The organism is Asticcacaulis solisilvae, assembly GCF_017875235.1.
Classification (GTDB): Bacteria; Pseudomonadota; Alphaproteobacteria; order Caulobacterales; family Caulobacteraceae; genus Asticcacaulis; species Asticcacaulis solisilvae_A.
Window position 1 is genome coordinate 27,088 of the sequence record NZ_JAGGMI010000011.1, and the last position, 19,483, is coordinate 46,570.

13 protein-coding genes are annotated in these 19,483 nt (G+C 62.8%); 5 read left to right on the forward strand and 8 right to left on the reverse strand.

The window, feature by feature from the left end; genetic code table 11:
- Positions 1–56 precede the first annotated feature (56 nt).
- Entirely contained in the window at positions 57–2,165 is a 2,109-nt protein-coding gene (locus J2X24_RS16850) for a bifunctional rhamnulose-1-phosphate aldolase/short-chain dehydrogenase (protein WP_209724225.1), read from the reverse strand.
- Positions 2,166–2,313: 148 nt separating this feature from the next.
- Between J2X24_RS16850 and J2X24_RS16855 the strand changes: the two genes are divergently transcribed.
- Positions 2,314–3,717: an FGGY-family carbohydrate kinase gene (locus tag J2X24_RS16855; RefSeq protein WP_209724227.1), complete on the forward strand. Its 1,404-nt coding sequence runs from the start codon at positions 2,314–2,316 to the stop codon at positions 3,715–3,717.
- A 183-nt stretch (positions 3,718–3,900) separates the two neighbouring features.
- Positions 3,901–4,719: a DeoR/GlpR family DNA-binding transcription regulator gene (locus tag J2X24_RS16860; RefSeq protein ID WP_209724229.1), complete on the forward strand. Its 819-nt coding sequence runs from the start codon at positions 3,901–3,903 to the stop codon at positions 4,717–4,719.
- A 184-nt stretch (positions 4,720–4,903) separates the two neighbouring features.
- Here J2X24_RS16860 and rhaM read toward each other — a convergent pair whose 3' ends face one another.
- Together rhaM and J2X24_RS16870 are read right to left on the reverse strand one after the other, a co-directional pair.
- Complete coding sequence (rhaM, locus tag J2X24_RS16865; protein WP_209724231.1) at positions 4,904–5,218, reverse strand: L-rhamnose mutarotase; 315 nt, start codon at positions 5,216–5,218, stop codon at positions 4,904–4,906.
- Between the two features lie 8 nt (positions 5,219–5,226).
- Positions 5,227–6,321 carry a rhamnogalacturonan acetylesterase gene (locus J2X24_RS16870; RefSeq protein WP_245344798.1) on the reverse strand — a complete coding sequence of 365 codons (1,095 nt, stop codon included), beginning with the start codon at positions 6,319–6,321 and terminating at the stop codon, positions 5,227–5,229.
- Positions 6,322–6,483: 162 nt separating this feature from the next.
- Between J2X24_RS16870 and J2X24_RS16875 the strand changes: the two genes are divergently transcribed.
- From J2X24_RS16875 to J2X24_RS16885, 3 genes are all read left to right on the forward strand, one after another.
- On the forward strand, positions 6,484–10,488 hold the full coding sequence (locus tag J2X24_RS16875; protein ID WP_245344799.1) for a beta-galactosidase: 4,005 nt from the start codon (positions 6,484–6,486) through the stop codon (positions 10,486–10,488).
- A gap of 18 nt (positions 10,489–10,506) precedes the next feature.
- The gene (gene bglB / locus J2X24_RS16880) at positions 10,507–11,697 is read left to right on the forward strand and encodes a beta-galactosidase BglB (protein WP_245344807.1); all 1,191 of its coding nucleotides are present in this window, start codon (positions 10,507–10,509) and stop codon (positions 11,695–11,697) included.
- A gap of 180 nt (positions 11,698–11,877) precedes the next feature.
- Positions 11,878–13,485: an MFS transporter gene (locus J2X24_RS16885; RefSeq protein WP_310004443.1), complete on the forward strand. Its 1,608-nt coding sequence runs from the start codon at positions 11,878–11,880 to the stop codon at positions 13,483–13,485.
- Between the two features lie 458 nt (positions 13,486–13,943).
- Here the strand turns inward: J2X24_RS16885 and J2X24_RS16890 are convergent, their stop codons facing one another.
- The 5 genes from J2X24_RS16890 to J2X24_RS16910 form a co-directional block, all read right to left on the reverse strand.
- Entirely contained in the window at positions 13,944–15,350 is a 1,407-nt protein-coding gene (locus J2X24_RS16890) for a rhamnogalacturonidase (RefSeq protein WP_209724235.1), read from the reverse strand.
- Positions 15,351–15,424: 74 nt separating this feature from the next.
- Positions 15,425–16,576: an FMN-dependent L-lactate dehydrogenase LldD gene (gene lldD, locus J2X24_RS16895; protein ID WP_209724237.1), complete on the reverse strand. Its 1,152-nt coding sequence runs from the start codon at positions 16,574–16,576 to the stop codon at positions 15,425–15,427.
- 133 nt (positions 16,577–16,709) lie between these two features.
- Positions 16,710–17,765: an L-rhamnose/proton symporter RhaT gene (gene rhaT, locus J2X24_RS16900; RefSeq protein WP_209724239.1), complete on the reverse strand. Its 1,056-nt coding sequence runs from the start codon at positions 17,763–17,765 to the stop codon at positions 16,710–16,712.
- Positions 17,766–17,807: 42 nt separating this feature from the next.
- Entirely contained in the window at positions 17,808–18,584 is a 777-nt protein-coding gene (lra1, locus tag J2X24_RS16905; protein ID WP_209724241.1) for an L-rhamnose 1-dehydrogenase Lra1, read from the reverse strand.
- A gap of 18 nt (positions 18,585–18,602) precedes the next feature.
- Entirely contained in the window at positions 18,603–19,412 is an 810-nt protein-coding gene (locus J2X24_RS16910; protein ID WP_209724243.1) for an IclR family transcriptional regulator, read from the reverse strand.
- Positions 19,413–19,483: the final 71 nt, after the last annotated feature.

The window sequence follows — 19,483 nt, forward strand, 5'->3', positions numbered from 1 at the left end:
CATGGCCACGGCCGGCGGCTTTAGTCAAATCACCAAAGGTTTAGCGCCGCCCGCGCTTACCGCGTAAACGCCGCCGCATTGCCGGCGTCGACATTGAGGATGTTGCCGGTCGACTTGGCCGCTCCGGCCCCGGCGAGGAAAACGACCGCCTCGGCCACGTCCTGCGGCAGGACCGAGCGTTTCAGCAGGCTGCGCAGGCGATAGAATTCCTCCAGCTCGTCATCCTTGAGATTATAGGCGGCGGCGCGCTGCTGGCGCCATTCACCGGTCCAGATCGACGAGCCCTGCAACACGGCATCGGGATTGACGACATTAACGCGGATGCCGTGCGGCGCGCCTTCCAGAGCGAGAACCCGGGCCAGTTGCAATTCCGCCGCCTTGGCCGCCGAATAGGCCGCCGTATTGGCCGAGGCCGCCAGGGCGTTCTTCGACGCCACGAAGACGATAGCGCCCCCCAAAGGCTTCATCAGCCGGAAGGCCTCGCGGCTCGGCAGGAAATAGCCTTCGGCCAGGACGCGGAAATTGGCCTGCCACAGATCGAGCGTGGTTTCAGAAATGGCGGCGGCCGAGGCAATGCCGGCATTGGCGACCAGAATGTCGATGCCGCCGAACGCCAGCACGCAGGCGTCGAACGAAGCGCGCACCGCGGCTTCATCGGCGACATCATTGACGAAGGTGCGGATCAGGTCGGCGCGGTGGCTGCGCATCAGGTCGGCGCGCACGGTTTCCAGCCGCACTTCGTCGATATCGGTCAGCATGACGCAGCCGCCGCCGGCCAGGATCTGTTCGGCGACCGCGCGACCGATGCCGCCGGCGGCGCCGGTGATGTAGGCGACCTGGCCAACGAAAGGGCCGGGTTTGGGCTGGCGTTTCAGCTTGGCCTCTTCCAGGGCCCAGTACTCGATGTCGAACATCTCCTGTTCGGCCAGCGCCTGGTAGTGACCCAGAGCCACCGCGCCGCGCACGACGTTGGCGGCATTGCGGACATATTCGCCGGCAATGCGCGCAGCGGTGCGGTCAGGCGCAAAGGCCAGGGCGCAAGTGTCGCGGATCAGCACGACCACCGGATCGGGATCGCGCAAGGCCGGGCTGTCCGGGTGCCGGCAACGCGTATGATAGGCGCGGTAACGGTCACGATAGGCTTCGACCGCGCCCTTCAGATAGTCCCCTGCCCCTTCGCCCTGCAGTGGCTCGGGATCGAGGATAAGCGGCCACGGCTTGGTGCGCAGGAAGTGGTCCGGACAGGCCGCGCCCTTGGCGGCCTCAAGCAGCAGAGCCGGCGATGACAGGAAGGCCTGGAGGTCGGCCCCGCTGATGATCTCGCAAACCTTGAGCGTCGAGCGGCTCAGCTCCGTACGCAGCGCGGTGATGGCCTTCAGCACCACGCCCTGCTCCGGAATCGCCGGAGTCACCGCCTGGGCTCGGGCATTGATGGCGTCCGTCGCGATGCCGATCAGTGCGATACTGGTGTCATAACAGTCGCGCGCCGTATCGCCCCAGCAGAACAGGCCATGGCCTTCCAGCACCAGGCCGCGCCAGTGCGGATGGGCCCGGACAGCCTCGCCGATGCGCAGGCCCAGGTCGAAGCCCGGTCGCTGCCAGCCGATCCAGCCGACCTCGCCCTTGTAGATTTCCTGTGTCAGGGCCTCGGATTCAATGGTCGCCGCCAGGGCCACGACGGAATCGGGGTGAAGATGATCAACGTGCTTATAGGGAATAAAGGCGTGCAGCGGCGTGTCGATGCTGGCCGGACGCGGATTGAGCCCGAAAGTACAGTGCGGCAGCAGGCCGACCATCTCGTCCTCGTGCGCGCGGCCACGATAGAGGCGTTCAAGTCCGCGCACGCGGTCGAGATAAAGCGTGGCGAAGCCGTCGGCCTTCATCGAGCCGAGATCGCCGCCCGAGCCCTTGACCCACAGGACCTCGACCGTTTCGCCGGTCAGCGGGTCGACGCCCGCGACCTTGGCCGAGGTGTTGCCGCCGCCGAAATTGGTGACCGAAAGATCCGAACCCAGAAGGTTTGAGCGATAAAGCAGAAGCTCCGCCTCGTCCATGCCTACGGCGACAGCGTCGTCCCAGCGGCTGGCGGGCCTGTTGAAAATCAAGCCGGCGGACTTCGGCCCGGATTGGATCCGTCCGATCAACGCGTCCTGCGACAAGCTCATTGAATAACCCCACTGCCTATTGTAGTCTCTCAGGAATAACAGTCCTGATGCTTGGAAACGACGATACAGCGATTATCGAAAGCTTTCAATCATTATCGGTCAAAAACAAAAGTGCTGATTAATCGCCATGACTCGAAGGGTCGCGGAGATGGGAAACGTAAGGGAAGCCGCGCGAGGCAATTGCGCCGTCTTCGACATCGGTAAAAGCTTCGCCAAGCTGAGCGTCGTCACGCCCGGCGGCGAGATTCTGGTCGATCGCCGCACCGCGACGCCAGGCTTGCGCAACACCCTTTATGACGCCTTCGACACCGACGCACTGTTCGACTGGCTGCTGACGCAATTGAAAGCGCTGGGCGACTACAGGATCGACCGCATCATCCCCGTGGCGCACGGCGCCGCCTGCGCCCTGCTCGACGAAAACGAAGCCCTGGTCATGCCGGTCCAGGACTATGAGGCCGTCATCCCGGCTGCCATGGTCGCCGCCTATGAGTTGTCGCGGCCGCCATTTTCCGAGACCCTGTCGCCGCGCCTGCCCAAAGGCATGAACCTGGGGGCGCAGCTCTTCTGGCACAGCCGCCGCGATCCGGCATCCTTTGCGCGCGTCCGCTGGATCCTGCCCTATGCGCAGTACTGGACCTGGCGCCTGAGCGGGGCCCTGGTCAGCGAAGTCAGTACGCTCGGCTGCCATACCGACCTGTGGTCGCCGGCCACGAACGGATTTTCCTCGCTGGCGCGCAACGAGGGCTGGGCCGAGCGCTTCCCCGCCATGCGCGGCGCCTGGGAAACCGCCGGAACGCTGCGGCCGGTGATTGCCCGTGCCACCGGCCTGCCGGAAGGCACGCGCGTCTGCGTCGGCGTTCACGACAGCAATTCGGCGCTCGCCGCGCTCTTGTCCGGCTGGCACAATGACGAGCCGCCGGCCATGCTGTCGACCGGCACCTGGTTTATTGCCATGGCGCCCGACGGCCGCCTCGACAACCTCCAGGCTGATCGCGACTGCATGGGTGCCGTCGACGTCTTCGGCCGGCCGGTGCCATGCGCGCGCTTCATGGGGGGGCGCGCCTATCAGACGATTACCGGCGGCGCGACCGAGACCGTCGATATCGCCATGCTCGACACGGTCATGCGCGAATCGGCCCTGGCCCTGCCCAGCTTCCTGGAGGCCGGCGGCCCCTTCCCGCACATGCGCGGGGAAATCCGCGGCCTGCGAGATGACACGCCGCAGGCGCGCGCCGCCTTGGGGGTGCTCTATCAGGCGCTCCTCAGCATCACCTGCCTCAGCATGATCCAGTCGGGCCGCGCCCTGGTCATCGAAGGCATGGCGGCGGGTAATCCGCTGCTGTGCCGACTGATCGCGGCGCTGCACGACGGCCCCGTTGTCTGCACCGCTTCGGTTTCGGCGGTGACTTTGGGCGCGTCGGCCCTGGCCTATCGCGACGAGGTGCCGCTGCCGCGCCTGCGCCTGCGCCAGGTCCACCCCTTGCTGGCTGGGGAATTCCGCGCCTATCGTGACCTGTGGCTGCAAGCCTGCGGGACGCCCGTCGCCGCTTGATCGCCTTCGTTTTGTCGCGATATTTAAGGCGAAAACCGCAGAAACGCTTTTTTGCACTTTTCGCCATATCGCTTAACAAGATAGCGCTATCGACAGCCGGCAAATTCCACATTATAAGATTCGATCAAGAGCAATCACATGAGAGCGTTTTCGTGTGATTTTGACGGACGAACAGGACTATTCATGCATCTTCAGGACCGCTGGAAGCGCATCATCGACGAACTGAGCAGCGAGCGCGTGACCTCGGTGGACGAACTGACGGAAAGGCTCGGTGTATCACCGGCCACCATCCGCCGCGATCTCAATGAACTGCATGAGCTGGGGCACCTGCTGCGTGTGCGTGGCGGCGCCATGCGCTCCGAAGGCAAGCTCTACAGCGGCCGCGAGGAAAAAAGATCGGAAGGTTTGCGCGGCCAGTCAAGCTTCTCGGACAGCGTCATCGCCAATGCCGGCGCCAAGCGCGCCATCGCAAAAGCTGCGCTCGACTACATCACGCCCGGCCTGTCGATGATCATCGACGGCGGCACGACGACCTGGATGATGGCGTCGATGATGAACGACGATTCGTACAATGTGCTGACGACCTCGGTGCCGATCCTGCAATGCCTGCTCGAACGCTCGCGCGTGAAGGTGACACTGCCCGGCGGCGAGCTGTTCCGCGACCAGGGCATTATCCTCAATCCTTACGAAGACGGCATCCTGCAGCATTTCGCGGCGGCGCGGATGTTCATCGGCTGCCAGGCCCTGACCAAGAACGGCCTGATGCAGACGGATACCCTGCTGGTCCAGTCCGAGCGCCGGCTGATGGAACGCGCTTCGGAAGTCGTGGTGCTGGCCGATTCGAGCAAGATCGACGCGCCGGCCTCGCTGTCGGTGTGTCCGCTGTCGCAGATAGACGTGGTGATCACCGACGACGGGATTTCGGCGGACGCCGTGCGCTGGCTGAAGGCGCATGATATCGACGTGCGGATTGTGAAAGCCGACCAGGCCGCGGCGGCTTAAGCCTTTCCTTCTCCCTGTTTTGCCTGCCGGCGAGGCCGGGGAGAAGGTGGTCCGAAGGACCGGATGAGGGGCAAAACGCTGTCCGCACACGCCACATCTTCCAATTGCCCCTCACCCTAACCCAACGCTGGCAAAAGCTATACTTTCGCTGGCGCTATACCCCGCAAGCGGGGAGAGGGAACTCTCACGCCATATAAAACACGGACTTCAGCGGCACGGCGACCGGCGAGTTGTCGGGGTTCGTATCCATGATGTCGGCCATATAGGCCCACCACTTCTTCATCAGCGGCGTGTTCGGCAAATCATCCATGGTGTGGTTGTCCGTACGCTTCAGCACCCCAAACAAGACCAGCGACTTTTCATCGAGAAAGATCGAATAGTCCGACACGCCGGCCTCATGCAGCAGGTCCGACAGCTCCGGCCAGATCTCATCGTGGCGGCGCTGATATTCAGCCTCAAAGCCGGGCTTCAGTTGCATGGTAAAGGCGTGGGTCTGCATGGGTAACCTCAAGGCAGCGTGATGGTGAAGGTCTTCGGATCCTGCGGCTTATCGGGCGAACAGGCCGGCATATCGACAGCCGCGCCGACCTTCAGGTCCTTGAACCCGGTCAACTCCTTCGCGACGTAGCAGGCGATGGTGTAGGCGCCGTAGCCGTTATGGTGCGTCTTGTCCGCGCCCTTATTGCCGAAAGCCAGCAACGACACGTCCGGCCCCAGGCTCTCATACATCCGCGTCGTCTTTTCGGTCAGGTCGATCAGCGGAACATTCAGTTGTCTGGCGACGCCGCGCACGGCCGCATCATAACCGGCGTGGGTGTTTTCGACCTTGCCGTCCTTGAACGCACGGCGCGCCACCGGCGTCACCAGAACCGGCTGGCCGCCGCGCTGGCGGACATCGGCGACAAACGCGCTTAACCAGGCCGGATAGGCGCCATCCGCGGCGGCATAGGTCCGCGGCCACTGCTTCTTTTCGTCGTTGTGGCCGAACTGGATCAGCACGACATCGCCCGCGCGCAATTCGCTCAGAAGCTTGTCCCAGCGCAGCGAGGTGACAAAGGACTTCATCGTCTCGCCGCTGCGGGCGTGGTTGGCGACCGACAGCTTCGCATCGAGGAAGCGCGGCAACATCTGCCCCCACGAAGCATAGTCACTGCCGTTCTGGTCTGCGACCGTGCTGTCGCCGGCGATCAAAATACGACGCGCGCTAACCGGCGTCAGTTCGAAACCCACCAGTTCGGCGCCGGTCACGCGCAGGATCAACTGATCATCCCAGCTGAAGTCCTTCTCATCGGAGCCACGCAGGCCGACCTTCGGTCCCTTGGCCACATCCTGCTCGGCCTGGACCAGATAGGGATTGCGGACATTGACGATCACCTTGACGCTTTTCGTCTCACCGGCTTTCAGCGCAACGGGCGCAACCATCAGGCGCCGGTCCTCAGCCCAGATGGCCGCCGGCGTTCCGGTACCGCGCAGAGCGACAGTGACTTCATAGTCACCGGGCGCGGCAGGCTTGAAGTTGGCGGCCAGGTCGGGACGGGCGGCGACCGGGCTGACAAAGGCCGGATCGGTCACGGTCTGAGCTGAAGCGACGGTCGCGGTCATTAAGAGTGCCGCCATCGCGACCATAGATTTTTGATCGAACATGATCGATTCAAGGGCCTTTATATGCGCAAACCGCGATATTTGTGATTGATGTTGATATTTTTCATTGATATCCCACACTGTCAATGTCAAATTCAATTAACGAAATCAGGTGAGGCAGGGATGCGGATGAAACGTCTGGGCTATACGCGCGCGGGACTTATAACCCTGGCGGCGGTCCTGTGCCTGACGGCCACGCCCGCCCTCACCCAAAGCCCCCAAGACGGCACGCAAAGCGGCGATGCCTTTATGGACACGCTGGGCCTGACGAACCAGCAAAAGGCCGGTGCCGCGGTACCGGGCGGCCGCATTCCGGTTGTGTCGAAAAAGGGCGAAACCACCTATCTGATGTCGGCGTTCAACGCGACATCGCAGAATTCGCTCAGCCTGTTCACCTCGAATGACGGCGCGACCTTCACGACGCTTGCCGTCGAAACCTACAAGCCGGCCAAGGGTTTGCTGCGCGATCCGTCGATCCTGCGCGCCGACGATGGCCAATACTATATAGTCTATACCACTGGCTGGGACGGCCAGACCTTCGGCATCGCGCGCAGCAAGGACCTGCGATCGTGGGAGCATCTGAAGGATGTCACGATTGAATTGCCGGGCCTGACAAACGTCTGGGCGCCGGAATGGTTCAAAGACACGGACGGCAAGGTCCATATCGTCGTCTCGCTGTCGAAGGGTGGCACCAAGGGTCCGTTCGCGCCACATGTGCTGACGGCGACCGATGCCAGCCTGACCAGCTTCACGGCCGCACAACCGATGCAGGGTCTCGAAAACAACCATATCGACACCTTCACGATCAAGGACGGCGACCGTTACGTCGCCATCACCAAGAACGAGACGGACAAGACGCTGGAGCTGGCGACCGCCACGTCGCTGACCGGTCCGTGGACGATCGAGAAGACCGGTAACTGGGCCGGCTGGGGCGACTGGATCGAAGGCCCGGCGCTTACGCCAATCAAGAAGGATGGCAAGGACGGCTGGCGCATCTATTTCGACGAATATCGCTCGAAGGACTACTGGTATTCCGACAGCTTCGATGGCCTGAAGACCTGGACGCCAAAACAGAAGCTGGGGGGCGTCTCGGGCGCCGTCCGCCACTTCACCGTCATCCCCGAACCGACCGCGCGCATCGACCAGATCGTCGCGCCCAAGCCCGGCAAGAAAATCACCTGGGACAAGTACTCGCTTAAAGTCGATGGTGAGCGCATCATCGTCTGGTCGGGCGAAATCCATCCCTTCCGCCTGCCTTCGCCGTCGCTGTGGCGCGACCTGCTGCAAAAGCTGAAGGCCACCGGCTATAACGGCGTCGGCCTCTATTTCGACTGGGGTTATCACACCGGCGAAAAGGGCTCCTACGACTTCACCGGCATCCGCGACATGGAACGCGTGATCCGGATGGCCGAGGAAGAAGGCCTCTACATCATCATCCGTTCCGGCCCTTACGTGAACGCCGAACTGACGCGCGGTGGCTTCCCGGGCTGGCTGAACCGTCAGCCGGAACTGGCGCGCACCGATCACCCCGACTATATCGCCGCCGTTGACGAATGGCAGACCCAGATCAACGCCATCGTCGCCCGCCACCAGCTGACCGAAGGCAATGGCAATGTCATCGCCTTCCAGCTTGAGAACGAGCTGGGCGACACGTCCGACGCCCGCAAGCGCTACATGCAATATCTGGCGGACAAGGCGCGCGCCGATGGGATTACGGTTCCGCTGTTCCACAACTCCGCCGGCCGCCTGCCCAACTGGACACCGCCGGAATCGACAGCGCCATGGGCCGTGCAGGGCCCGACCGACCTCTATGCGTTCGACGGCTACCCGGGCGGAAGCTGCACCGACAAGGGCGAGGTCGGCAAGCCGAACATCGTGCCCAACTGGGGCATCCACGGCGTCCCCAAGCCGGCCGCCGACGGCATCACCAAGGTCGGCGCCCTGTCGTCGCCCAAGACCCCCGGCTTTGCCGCCGAAATCGGCAGCGGCTGGTTCGACTACTGGGGCAGCGTCGGCACTTATGAGTGCACGGCCAAGCGCATCGGCTCGGAATATCAGCGCCTCTTCTATGGCTCCAGCCTGGTCAACGGTCTGACCATACATAATGTCTATATGGCGGCAGGCGGCACGTCGTGGGGCTGGCTGCCAGCCAGCGTCGTCTTTACCTCGTATGACTACGGTTCCGGCATCACCGAAGCGCGCGCCCTGCGCCCCAAGGCCTGGCAGCTCAAGCAGATGGGCCAGTTCGCCCAGGCTACAGCCCCCCTGATCACGCACCTCGACAAGGGCCCGGACATCGCTTCGACCAACCCGAATGTGCAGCTGGTCCACAGCGTCGGCGCCGGCGGCGAAGGCCATATGATCTTTGCCGTCCACAATCCGTCCAATGCCGTGACGACCGACGATTTCGGCTTCACCCTGACGACGAAGGACGGCACCTACAAGCTTCCGCAGGCCGGAAATCTGCGCCTGGTCGGCCAGGACGCGCGCATGATGCTCGCGGCCTATGCGCTGGAACGCCAGCACCTTGTCTATTCGACCTCGGACCTGCAAACCCACCTGCAACAGGGCAATCGCGACATCGCCATCTTTACCGGCCGGCCGGGCGAAGACGGCGAAACCGTGCTGCGCTATGCCAAGAAGCCCAAGGTCGAGATCCTGGCGGGTACCGCCACGACGGTCTATGACAAGAAGTCGGGCGATCTGCGCCTGAACTACAAGCAGGATGGTCTGATCCGCCTGCGCATTTCCGGCGGCGGCAAGCCCGAGCTTCTGCTCTTCCTCGGCGACGATGCCGCCGGCCAGCAGTTCTGGCAGCAGAAGACGCCGGAAGGCGCGGTCCTGCAAAAGACCGGCGCCCTGATCCGCGAAGCCAAGTTCAAGGGCGGGACGCTGGCCCTGACTGGCGACACCTCGGCGGATTCGCCAATCGAAATCTGGTCGCCGAAGGCCTTTACGGCTTTGACATTCAACGGCGTGCCCCTGACCTTCACCGCCAATCCGGACGGCAGCTTCACGTCTGCTGCGGTCCCCGGTCCCGAAGCGGTCAACCTTCCCGACCTGATGCAGGCGCAATGGCTACGTCGCGCGGATTCGCCCGAGGCCAAGCCCGACTTCGACGACAAGGACTGGCGCAAGGCCGACCTGACGACGACGACCGCCACCAAGAACACCGCGCCACCGGCCGGTGAGCCCGTGCTCGACATGAGCCAGTACGGCTTCCACCACGGCGATGTCTGGTATCGCGGCCGTTTCGAGGTCAAGGCCGGCAAGAAAAACGCCCACACCGTCCCGCAGACGCTTGATGTGCATTACGGCGGCGGCGGTTCGGGCATTCTGCAGGCCTGGCTCGACGGCCAGTTTATCGGCCAGTCGGAAGTGCCCTCCGGCAAGCCGCGCCCGGAAACGACCGCCAAGGCGCAGTTCACCCTGCCCGCCAATCTCAAGCCAGGCAACCATGTCCTGTCGGTCATGGTGCGCAACAATTCGCACAACTGGGACCTGGCGGCCGACGACGAGCACAAAGAAGCGCGCGGCCTGATCAGCGCGATTCTGTCCGGCTCACCCGCCGCCAACCCGGTCGCAAAAACGCCGATCACCTGGAAGATCCAGGGCAATAAGGGCGGTGAACGCATCGCCGACCTGGTGCGCGGTCCGATGAACAATGGCGGCCTGTACGGTGAACGCGTCGGCTGGCACCTGCCCTATACCGCAAAGCCCGACACCGCCGGCTGGACGGCGGCCAAACCGGGCGATGCCCCGCCGCAACCCGGCACCTATTGGCTGAAAACCGAACTGCCGCTCGACCTGCCCAAGGGCCACGACATCCAGCTGGGCCTGCAATTCGGTGACCCCAGCAAGCCGCAGTCGGCACCGCAGATGCGCGCCCTGATCTTCGTCAATGGCTGGAACATGGGCAACTTCATCTCGCATATCGGCCCGCAGCGCACCTTTGTCCTGCCGGCCGGCATCCTCAATCCCAACGGCAACAACACGATTGCCCTGGCCATCACTTCGGACGGCAAGCCCGAAAACGCGCTTGAGCCGATCAGGCTGGTGGTCATGAACGCCGTGCGCGGCGGCGTGCCGCTCGAGATCGTGCCGTCCCCCTCCAATTTACAACGCTAATCCTCCCCGAGTACCGTTATGAACGTCCCCTTCCCCAAGACGCAGATGAACAACCAGATCCTCACCCCGCCCCATCCGGACCGCATCCATCCTTTGCTGCGTCACCAGACCGCGACGCTGGGTGCCGACCGCAACGACATCCTCGACGCGTCGCACCGGCTGATCGACAACCTGGTCAACATCCGCGACGAAAGCGGCCAGTTCCTGCTGCGCCTCGAAGACGGCCGGGTGATCGACACCAAGAGCTGGCACGGTTTCGAATGGACCCACGGCGTCGGCCTCTACGGCATGTACAAGGTGTGGGAGATGACCGGCGACCAGGCGACCTGGGACATCATGGTCAACTGGTTCGAAGACCGCTTCAAGGAAGGCATGCCGTCGCGCAACATCAATACGGTCGCGCCCTTCCTGACGCTCGCCTATCTCTATGAGCGCACCGGCGACCGCCGATACCTGCCCTATCTCGACGTCTGGGCCGAATGGGTGATGAACGACCTGCCGCGTACCGAAGAAGGCGGCTTCCAGCACATCGTTTACAACAGCGTCAACAATCAGCAGCTCTGGGACGACACGCTGATGATGTCGGTCATGCCGCTGGCCAAGATCGGCCTGCTGCTCAACCGCCCGCATTATGTCGAAGAGGCCAAGCGCCAGTTCCTGATCCACATCAAGTACCTGACCTGCCGCAAGACCGGCCTGTGGTACCACGGCTGGACCTTCGACGGTCGCCACAACTTCGCCAATGCCCTGTGGGGCCGCGGCAATTCGTGGGTTACCATCGTCATTCCGGAATTTATCGAGCTGCTGGATCTGCCGAAGGACGACGCCGTGCGTCAGTTCCTGATCGACACGCTGGAAGCGCAGGTGTCTGCCCTGGCCAAGGTCCAGGCGCCGTCGGGCCTGTGGCGCACCATCCTCGACGACGAGACGTCCTACGAAGAAGCCGCCGCATCTGCCGGTTTCGCCTATGGCATCCTGAAGGCCGTGCGCAAGGGGTATATCTCGCGTGATTACGAAGAGATCGGCCTGAAGGGCGCCCGCGCCGTGCGTGCGCATATCTCGGACGCCGGTGAACTGACCCAGGTGTCGTTCGGCACGCCGGTCTTCAACTCGATCCAGGAATACAAGGACATTCCGCTGACCAGCATGCCGTTCGGCCAGGCCATGGCACTGCTGACTATGACGGAGTTCATGTACCGGTTTATTTAAGTCTCCCCTCTCCGTCGCTCACAGCGGAGAGGTTCATCGTTCTTCTCCTCCCCACAAGGTGGGGAGGGGGACCGCGAAGCGGTGGAGGGGTATTTCTGTCGGAGTCGCCCCCTCCGGCGCGACAAGCGCGCCACCTCCCCATGAAATGGGGAGGAGAAATCATACAGGGGAGTGACGCCAGTGGCGGAGCGTAAAATCAGTTGGGTCAATCACTGGGGCTGGGGCTCCGGCGATATGCTGGGCGCCGGCGCACAGGCCGTCATCACCGGCTGGCTGTTCTATTTCTTCACAACCTTCTGCGACCTGACGGCCGTCGAAGCCGGTTTGATCCTGGGCCTGCCGCGCCTGCTGGAAGCCATCACCTGCCCGCTGATCGGCTACATCTCGGACAATCTGCGCCACACCTGGATCGGTCGAAAGATCGGGCGGCGCAAGATCTTCCTGATGATCACCATCCCGCTTTTGCCTTCGTTTGCGCTGATCTTCGTGACGGGCCAGACCTTCTGGTACTACCTGCTGACCTTCATCTTCTTCGAGTTCGTCTACACCATGTTCCTCATCCCATGGGAAACCCTGGCTGCGGAAATGACGAAGGATTACAAGCAGAAGGCCAAGTTCGCCGGCGCGCGGATGATCATCGCGCAATCGTCCGCCATCCTGGCCTCCTACCTGCCCAAGCTGATCATCGACAATATGGGCGGCAAGAATTCACCCGACACCTTCCTGATCATGGCCGCCATCTTCGGCGTCCTGTTCTCACTGGTCGTTATTCTGGTGGTGATCTTCTCGTGGGAGCGCCCCTACAGCGAGGAAGAACTGGCCTATAAGGGCGAGCCCCTGTCGCTGAAGACCGCCCTGCTCATCCCGTTCAAGATGTTCGGCGATCTGTTCTCGACCCTGCGCCTGAAGGCCTTCCGCCAGCACCTGAGCATCTATCTCGGTGGCTATCTGTCGCAGGACATCTTCAACACGGCGCTTCCGATCTTCGTCGCCACCGTCCTGGCCGCGGGCGCTGCCATGACCAAGGACGACACCACGTCGATGATCGCCGGCATGATGACAACCATGTACATCGCCCAGCTGATCTCGGTCATGGTCGCCATCCAGGTCGTCATCCGCACCGGCCCGACCATGGCTTATCGCATCGCCATCGGCTTTGTGATCGCCTCGGTCCTGCTGTTTGCCGGCTTCTATCTGACTCAGCCCGCAGACTTTGCGCAAGGCCTGGCGCCGCTCAATGGCGACCTGTTTGTCGCCTTCAGCCAATCGAACTTAGGCGTCATGTTCTGGCTGTTCGTGCCGATCATCCTGGCCGGTCTTGGCCGTGGGACGCTCAACTTCGTGCCGTGGTCGGTCTATAACTACCTGCCCGACGTCGACGAAGCCGTTACCGCCCAGCGCCGCGAAGGCATCTTTGCCGGCGTCATGACCTTCACGCGCAAGGCGGCCCAGTCCCTGGCTCTGATCGCCACCGGTTGGGCCATCGATGCCGGCGGCTATGTCGCCACGCCCAAGGAAGCGACCGAGTTCGTCGTGCAGACGCCGCAGGCGGTCCAGACCATCGTTCTGGTCCTGGTCGGCGGTCCGATCCTGATGATGGTGCTGGGCGCCTGGGCATCGTGGAGCTTCAAGCTCAATGCCAAGACCCACGCCGTTCTGGTCCATGAGGTCGAACGCCTGCGCGCCGGGGAGACCGAGCCGGAGTCGGAAGAGTCCAAACGGATCGTCGAGGACCTGACTGGCTGGAAATGGGAGCATCTCTGGGGCCGCAAGCCCAAGAAGGCTTAAAACAAAAACGGCGGGGCATTTCGATGTCCCGCCATTTTTTTTAACCACGGGCAGGCACTGAAAGCCTCGCTTGAGCGAGGCGGCACGGAAAAGGCACGGAATTCTTGACCTGTCTGCTAAGGTTGCGTGCGTGGAACCTGCGTTAAGCGAATCCACAGATGCACACAGATGGATGCGCTGACGCGCATCAAACACAGATGATCCGAACAAATGGATATCACGAGCCTTAATTGTCGAAGCTCCCGACAGCGCAAGGCGCCGTCATTATTTCGAATAATTTTCGCGCTTCAGTTTCAAACTACGCGGATCATCTGTGCGCTGCGCAGCAGCGATCTGTGTGCATCTGTGGATTCCCTCCAAGATCGCCACCACGCGCTCTGGATTGGCCCGTTGAGCTTGAATTCCGTCTATCTTCCGTGCAGGCGCGTCAGCGCCTTTCCGTGGTTCCTAAAGCCGTTTCAGTCGGCAAAGATTGTGTTTTGATGCACCGCGACGGGGCGGGCGTCGGGCGACGTTGTTGTCATCTCGACATTGTGCAGCGAGAGGCCGCGTACGTGGCGCGTCCACAGGCCGAAGGCCGGGGTGCGGCCGAACATGCTGGGTTCGGGATAGGAATCGGCCAGGTCTGGAGGATTACGCGCGGCGTCCTCTGCAGTGCCGCCACCGGCATAACTCAGGCGGATATTCTCGAGCCGCACGTTCTCGATCTCGTGGCCGGGCAAGCCCATGATCAAGGCGCTGTAGTCGGGCAAGATGCCTTCGGCGGTCACGTCCCGGATGGTGACGTTGCGTATCGCGCCGGGCGTCGCGCCTTCTGGCGCGCGCAGGCGGGCGCCGACGCGCAAGAACAGAGGCGCCGTGGTGATCTCACTAAGGGTCAAACGCTCGGCCACAAGGTCTTCGATCGTGCCGCCATCGACGGTTTCGATCGCCAGGCCGCGCGAGCGCTCAAACGTACAGTCGTGGATATGGATGCGGCGGAAGTCACCGGCCGATTCCGTACCCAGCTTGATACGCCCCGTGACGCGGTCCTGATCCGGCGCGTGTTCCTGAGTGCGGCCGCGCGTTCCGTCATAAAGCGTGCCCTCATCAAAGCCGCTGACGAAACAGTCCGCGATCAGCACGTCCTCGGTCGGATGCGGCACGCCCAGCGAATGGCCGGCCTTGAGGACAATGGCATCGTCATTGGGCGTGTTGACCCGGCAGCCGCGCACCGTCACGCGGCGGCAGCCGTCAATATCCAGCCCGTCGCGATTGGTGTCGATAAACAGGTTCTCGATCGTCAAGTCATCAACGCCAGTCGCCAGCACAGCAAAGTGCCCGCCGTTCAGAATGGTGAAGTCGCGAAGGGTCACATTGCGCGCTCGGCACAGGCCGATCGTCTTATTGCCCAGCCCGACCATGGCCGAAACTTGGGGCGACAGAATGGCCATCTCCTCGGCGGACAGGTTGCGCATACTTAGGGGAAACTCCCCCGCCTGCTTGCGCCAGCGCGAGCCCGGCCCTTCGCGCGTCAGGCCGCGCCCATCGATCAGCCCCGGACCGTCGATGCGGATATCCTCGACATCGACGGCCGAGATCAGGCTGTTCCGCCAATGACTATGACCAAAGTCCTGCCACAGGTCGTGCGGATTGGGCTCAGCAGGGTCGTAGCTGCCGCCGTGGATGGCCGGATCGGCGGCCTCCCATACGCAGCCTTCGGCCAGGTGGATATGCACGCCGCTGCGCAGGGGCACGGAAAAGCTCAGATAACGTCCGGCCGGGAAGATGACCTTGTCGGCGGCGGCAATGGCGGCGCGGATGGCAGCGGTATCGACCGTGCCATTCCCCGTGGCGCCGAAATCGCGGATATCAGCGAACGACATCGCGCAATCCGACAAGTGGCTTCCGGTTTTCGGATAAATTGCGCGATAAACTAAAAACCGCGATCATGTCGAGCCTACCGGGCCCCGGCATGATCGCCGGCCAAAATGGAAGAATCGACTTCGCGCAGGGACTTCGTGCCGGTCAGAACCATGGTCGTGCGCATGTCCTTTTCCAGCAGGGCCAGCAGGTTTTCGACGCCCTTCTGGCCGGCTGTCGCCAAAGCATAGACAAAGGCGCGGCCCAGCAGCACGCCGTCGGCGCCGAGCGCCAGCATGCGCATGACGTCGAGGCCCGTCCGCACACCGCCATCGGCGAAGATGGTCAGGTCGTCCTTGACCGCCTCAGCGATCGCCGGCAACGCCCGGGCCGACGACAGGGCGCCGTCGAGCTGCCGGCCGCCGTGGTTCGACACGACGATGCCGTTGGCGCCAAAGCTTTTGGCGTCACGCGCGTCTTCGACGTCCAGGATGCCTTTGATGAGCATCGGCCCTTGCCATTCGTCGCGGATCCATTGCAGGTCCTTCCACGAAATGCCAGGGTCGAAATTGTTGCCCAACCAGCCGATATAGTCGGCCAGGCCCGTCGCCTTACCCAAATAGGTCGAGATGTTGCCAAGGTCGTGCGGCGTGCCGTGCAGGCCGACATCCCACGCCCATTCCGGGTGCATGACCGCCTGAATCATGCGGCGAATTTCCGCATTGGGACCGCTCATGCCAGAATGCGGATCGCGGTAACGCGAGCCCGGCACCGGCATGTCGACGGTAAAGACCAGAGCCCCTGCCCCCAGGTCCTTTGCGCGTTGCAGGACGTCGCGCATGAAGCCGCGATCCTTCAGGACATAGAGCTGAAACCAGATCGGCTTGTCGCACTGGCTGGCGACTTCTTTCAACGAGCAGACCGACACCGTCGACTGGATGAAGGGGATGTGCTTGCCGGCGGCCGCCCTGGCCGCCTGGACCTCGCCACGACGGGCATACATGCCGGTGAGACCAACCGGCGCCAGGCAGATCGGCAGGTTGTACTTGAGCCCGAACCATTCCGCGCTGAGATCGAGCGTCTCGGAGCCCTTCAGCACGCGCTGGCGCAGCGCCACCTGGTTCAGGTCGGCGACATTAGCGCTCAGCGTCTGTTCCGCGCCTGAGCCACCGTCGAGGTAGTGGAACAGGAAGGGCGGCAGCTTACGGCGGGCGGCTTCGCGGTAATCGGTCGGGGAGGCAATGATCATTTCGGTCGAGCTAACTCATATTCACCCGGCCAAGGCCGGAGGGGTAATCGCGGACAGAGGAATCCCCCACCACCGCTGCGCTACGCTGGCGGTCCCCCTCCCCATCGCTGTGCGACAGGGAGGAGATAACGGATCAACCCGCCAGCATATTGCCATAGCCGATGATGACGGTGGACGCCACCAGGGCCAGGATACCTGTCCACACATAGGCCTTGGTCTTGACCGACGTGCCCTTCCATTCCTTGAGCGCAAAGCCCCAGAGTGTCGAGAACAGGATGATCGAGGCCATGTGCAGGGTCCAGGACGAGAAGCCATAGGCGCCCATCTGGCTTTCGCCCATGGTGTAGAAGAAGAACTGGAAGTACCACAGGGTGCCGCCGAGCGCCGCAAGGCCGTAGTTGAGCAGCAGCGGGATTTTGGTACCTGGCTCCTTGGCTCGGCCTACCCATTCACCGGCGCTCTTGTTCTTCAGGATCAGGTAGCCCGACCAGACGAGGTTGGTCAGGAAGCCACCGATCAGCACGACGCACAGCACCGGCAGGCCGGCCCACAGCGGCCCCGTGCCGGCGGCAAGACTCGCGTCCTTGATCGGCGTGCCGCGTTCCAGGCCAAAGGCGAAGAAGGACGACATGACACCGCAGAAAACGGCGACCATCAGGCCCTTGCTGAGGTGAAACTCGCTCAAGCCTTCCTTTTCGCCCGGCAGTTCGATCTCCTTGCGGTGACCGGCCATGGCGACAACGACTATGGCGACGAGCACGACAGCAATGCCGACAAAGGTATAGACGGCGCCGGGCTTGGTCGCGACCTCGCCGAGCGTACCATTGAACAGCGGCGGCCCAAGCGTACCAATGACGGTCGTCAGGCCCAGCGCGACAGCCATACCGAGGCTCAGGCCCAGGTAGCGCATGGTCAGGCCGAAGGTCAGGCCGCCCATGCCCCACAATGCGCCGCAGCCGATACATGCCCACAGCACGTCGGGCGAGGCCGAGCCGATAACGCCCAGCAGGTCCTTGGTCTGGATCGAGGCGAACAGCCATGGCGCGAACACCCACGAGAAGATGCCGCCGGTCAGCCAGAAGATTTCCCATGACCACAGGCGGATACGCTTATAGGGCACATAGAAGCTGGCCGAGGCCAGGCCGCCCAGCCAGTGAAAGAATACGCCGATCAACGGATTGGGTGTCATTCCGTCCTCCCCTCTTTGTCAGTTATCCGTAGCTAAACAGACTTATTGCAGATTCACAAACAGGCCGCCGTCGGTCAGCACCGAGGCGCCCGTGACGTAGCCCGACAGGTCCGAAGCCAGAAAGACGACGACCTTGGCGATATCGTCCGGACGGCCCAGGCGGCCCAGCGGAATGCGCTTTTCCATGTAGGCGCGCTTGGCCGGATCGGAGAGGTCTTCCTTGTTGATGTCGGTGGCGACCGTTCCGGGCATGACGGAGTTGCAGCGGATGCCGTGGCGGCCCAGGGCAATCGCGGTCGATTGCATCAGCGAGTGCACACCGGCCTTGGTCGGCGTGTAGTGGGTCTGAAGCTCGCCGCCGACCAGAGCCGAGATCGACGACACGGCGATGATCGAACCACCACGGCCCTGCGCATCCTTGCCTTGTTTGACCATTTGCTGGGCGGCGGCCTGGCACATGAAGTAGGCGCCGGTATAGTTGACGTTCAGCGTGCGCGAAAACACGTCCTGAGGCATGTCGAGGAAGCTGTGGAACGGGCAGATGCCGGCGTTCGACACCATGGCGTCGACGCGGCCGAGGCCCGCGACCGCGGCGGCGACAAAGGCCGGCGCCGAGGCCGGATCGGCGACATCGCCGTTGAAGACCACGGCCTTGCGGCCCAGCGCTTCGATCTCCTTGACCAGCGACTGCGCCATCTCATCGTCATTGAAGACGTTGAGCGCGACATCGGCGCCATGCTTTGCGCATTCGATCGCCGTCGCCCGGCCGATGCCGCGCGACGCCCCCGTGATCAATACCTTCTGTCCTTCGAGCAGCATGGGTTTCCGTCTTCCCTGTTAGTCTGTTGTCTTGGTCCAGCCGAATTCGGCGGAAATCGCGTGTGCGGTATCGAGTACCTGAGTGGCGAGCCCGTTCATGCGGGCGTCGTCCATATATTGTGCTGCGCTCGATACGCTGATCGAGCCGATGATGGCGCCGGCCGCGTCGCGGATAGGCGCCGCCACGCAGCGGATGCGGTCTTCGTTTTCTTCCAGGTCGAAGGCATAACCGGCCTGGCGGTAATGGCGCATACGCTCCATCCAGATGGCTTCGCTGACGCCGTAGTTCGGCCAGTCGGGCGCTTCACGGGCATAGATTTCGCGTAAACGCGCGTCTGTTTCATCGAGCAGCAGCGCCTTGCCGAGACCGGTCGAGCGCAGCGGCTGACGCTCACCGATATGCGAGCTGATTTCGATGCGACGGCGGCCCGTGACCTTATCCAGGTAGAGGGCGCGATCGCCGTCGAGGATGCCGAGGTGAACCGTATCGCCTGACTGCTGGGCCAGGTGAACCAAATGATCGTGCGCCAGGCGCGGCAGGCTGATCTGGCGCGCCGCCAGATGCCCCAGTTCCAGAAGCTTGGGGCCTAAACTATAGCCAACACGCGGCGTGAAGTTCAAAAAGCGCTGCTCGACAAGCGTCGCGGCCAGACGGTGCGTGGTCGAGCGCGTCAGGCCGACGGCTTCGGACAACTGCGGCAGGTTCATGCCGGTCTGCGAAACGGCCTTTATAATGTCGAGGCCGCGCAGCAGGGTCTGCGCCCCGGCAAGGGAACCTTCCCCGGCGGTGCGCCGCAGTGGATGCAGAGCCGATTGTCTAGTTGCCATTATTCGCGACGAAGGTCCGGAATTTGGGATTAATCTTTGCGCGAAATTGCATTTCGCATATCATGAGGCGA

Coding starts and splice junctions, on each gene's coding strand:
- J2X24_RS16910 (WP_209724243.1), bottom strand. CDS start 19,412: ATGGCAACTAGACAATCGGCTCTGCATCCACTGCGGCGCACCGCCGGG.
- J2X24_RS16855 (WP_209724227.1), top strand. CDS start 2,314: ATGGGAAACGTAAGGGAAGCCGCGCGAGGCAATTGCGCCGTCTTCGAC.
- J2X24_RS16875 (WP_245344799.1), top strand. CDS start 6,484: ATGCGGATGAAACGTCTGGGCTATACGCGCGCGGGACTTATAACCCTG.
- rhaT (WP_209724239.1), bottom strand. CDS start 17,765: ATGACACCCAATCCGTTGATCGGCGTATTCTTTCACTGGCTGGGCGGC.
- rhaM (WP_209724231.1), bottom strand. CDS start 5,218: ATGCAGACCCACGCCTTTACCATGCAACTGAAGCCCGGCTTTGAGGCT.
- J2X24_RS16860 (WP_209724229.1), top strand. CDS start 3,901: ATGCATCTTCAGGACCGCTGGAAGCGCATCATCGACGAACTGAGCAGC.
- J2X24_RS16850 (WP_209724225.1), bottom strand. CDS start 2,165: ATGAGCTTGTCGCAGGACGCGTTGATCGGACGGATCCAATCCGGGCCG.
- J2X24_RS16870 (WP_245344798.1), bottom strand. CDS start 6,321: ATGACCGCGACCGTCGCTTCAGCTCAGACCGTGACCGATCCGGCCTTT.
- lldD (WP_209724237.1), bottom strand. CDS start 16,576: ATGATCATTGCCTCCCCGACCGATTACCGCGAAGCCGCCCGCCGTAAG.
- lra1 (WP_209724241.1), bottom strand. CDS start 18,584: ATGCTGCTCGAAGGACAGAAGGTATTGATCACGGGGGCGTCGCGCGGC.
- J2X24_RS16890 (WP_209724235.1), bottom strand. CDS start 15,350: ATGTCGTTCGCTGATATCCGCGATTTCGGCGCCACGGGGAATGGCACG.
- bglB (WP_245344807.1), top strand. CDS start 10,507: ATGAACGTCCCCTTCCCCAAGACGCAGATGAACAACCAGATCCTCACC.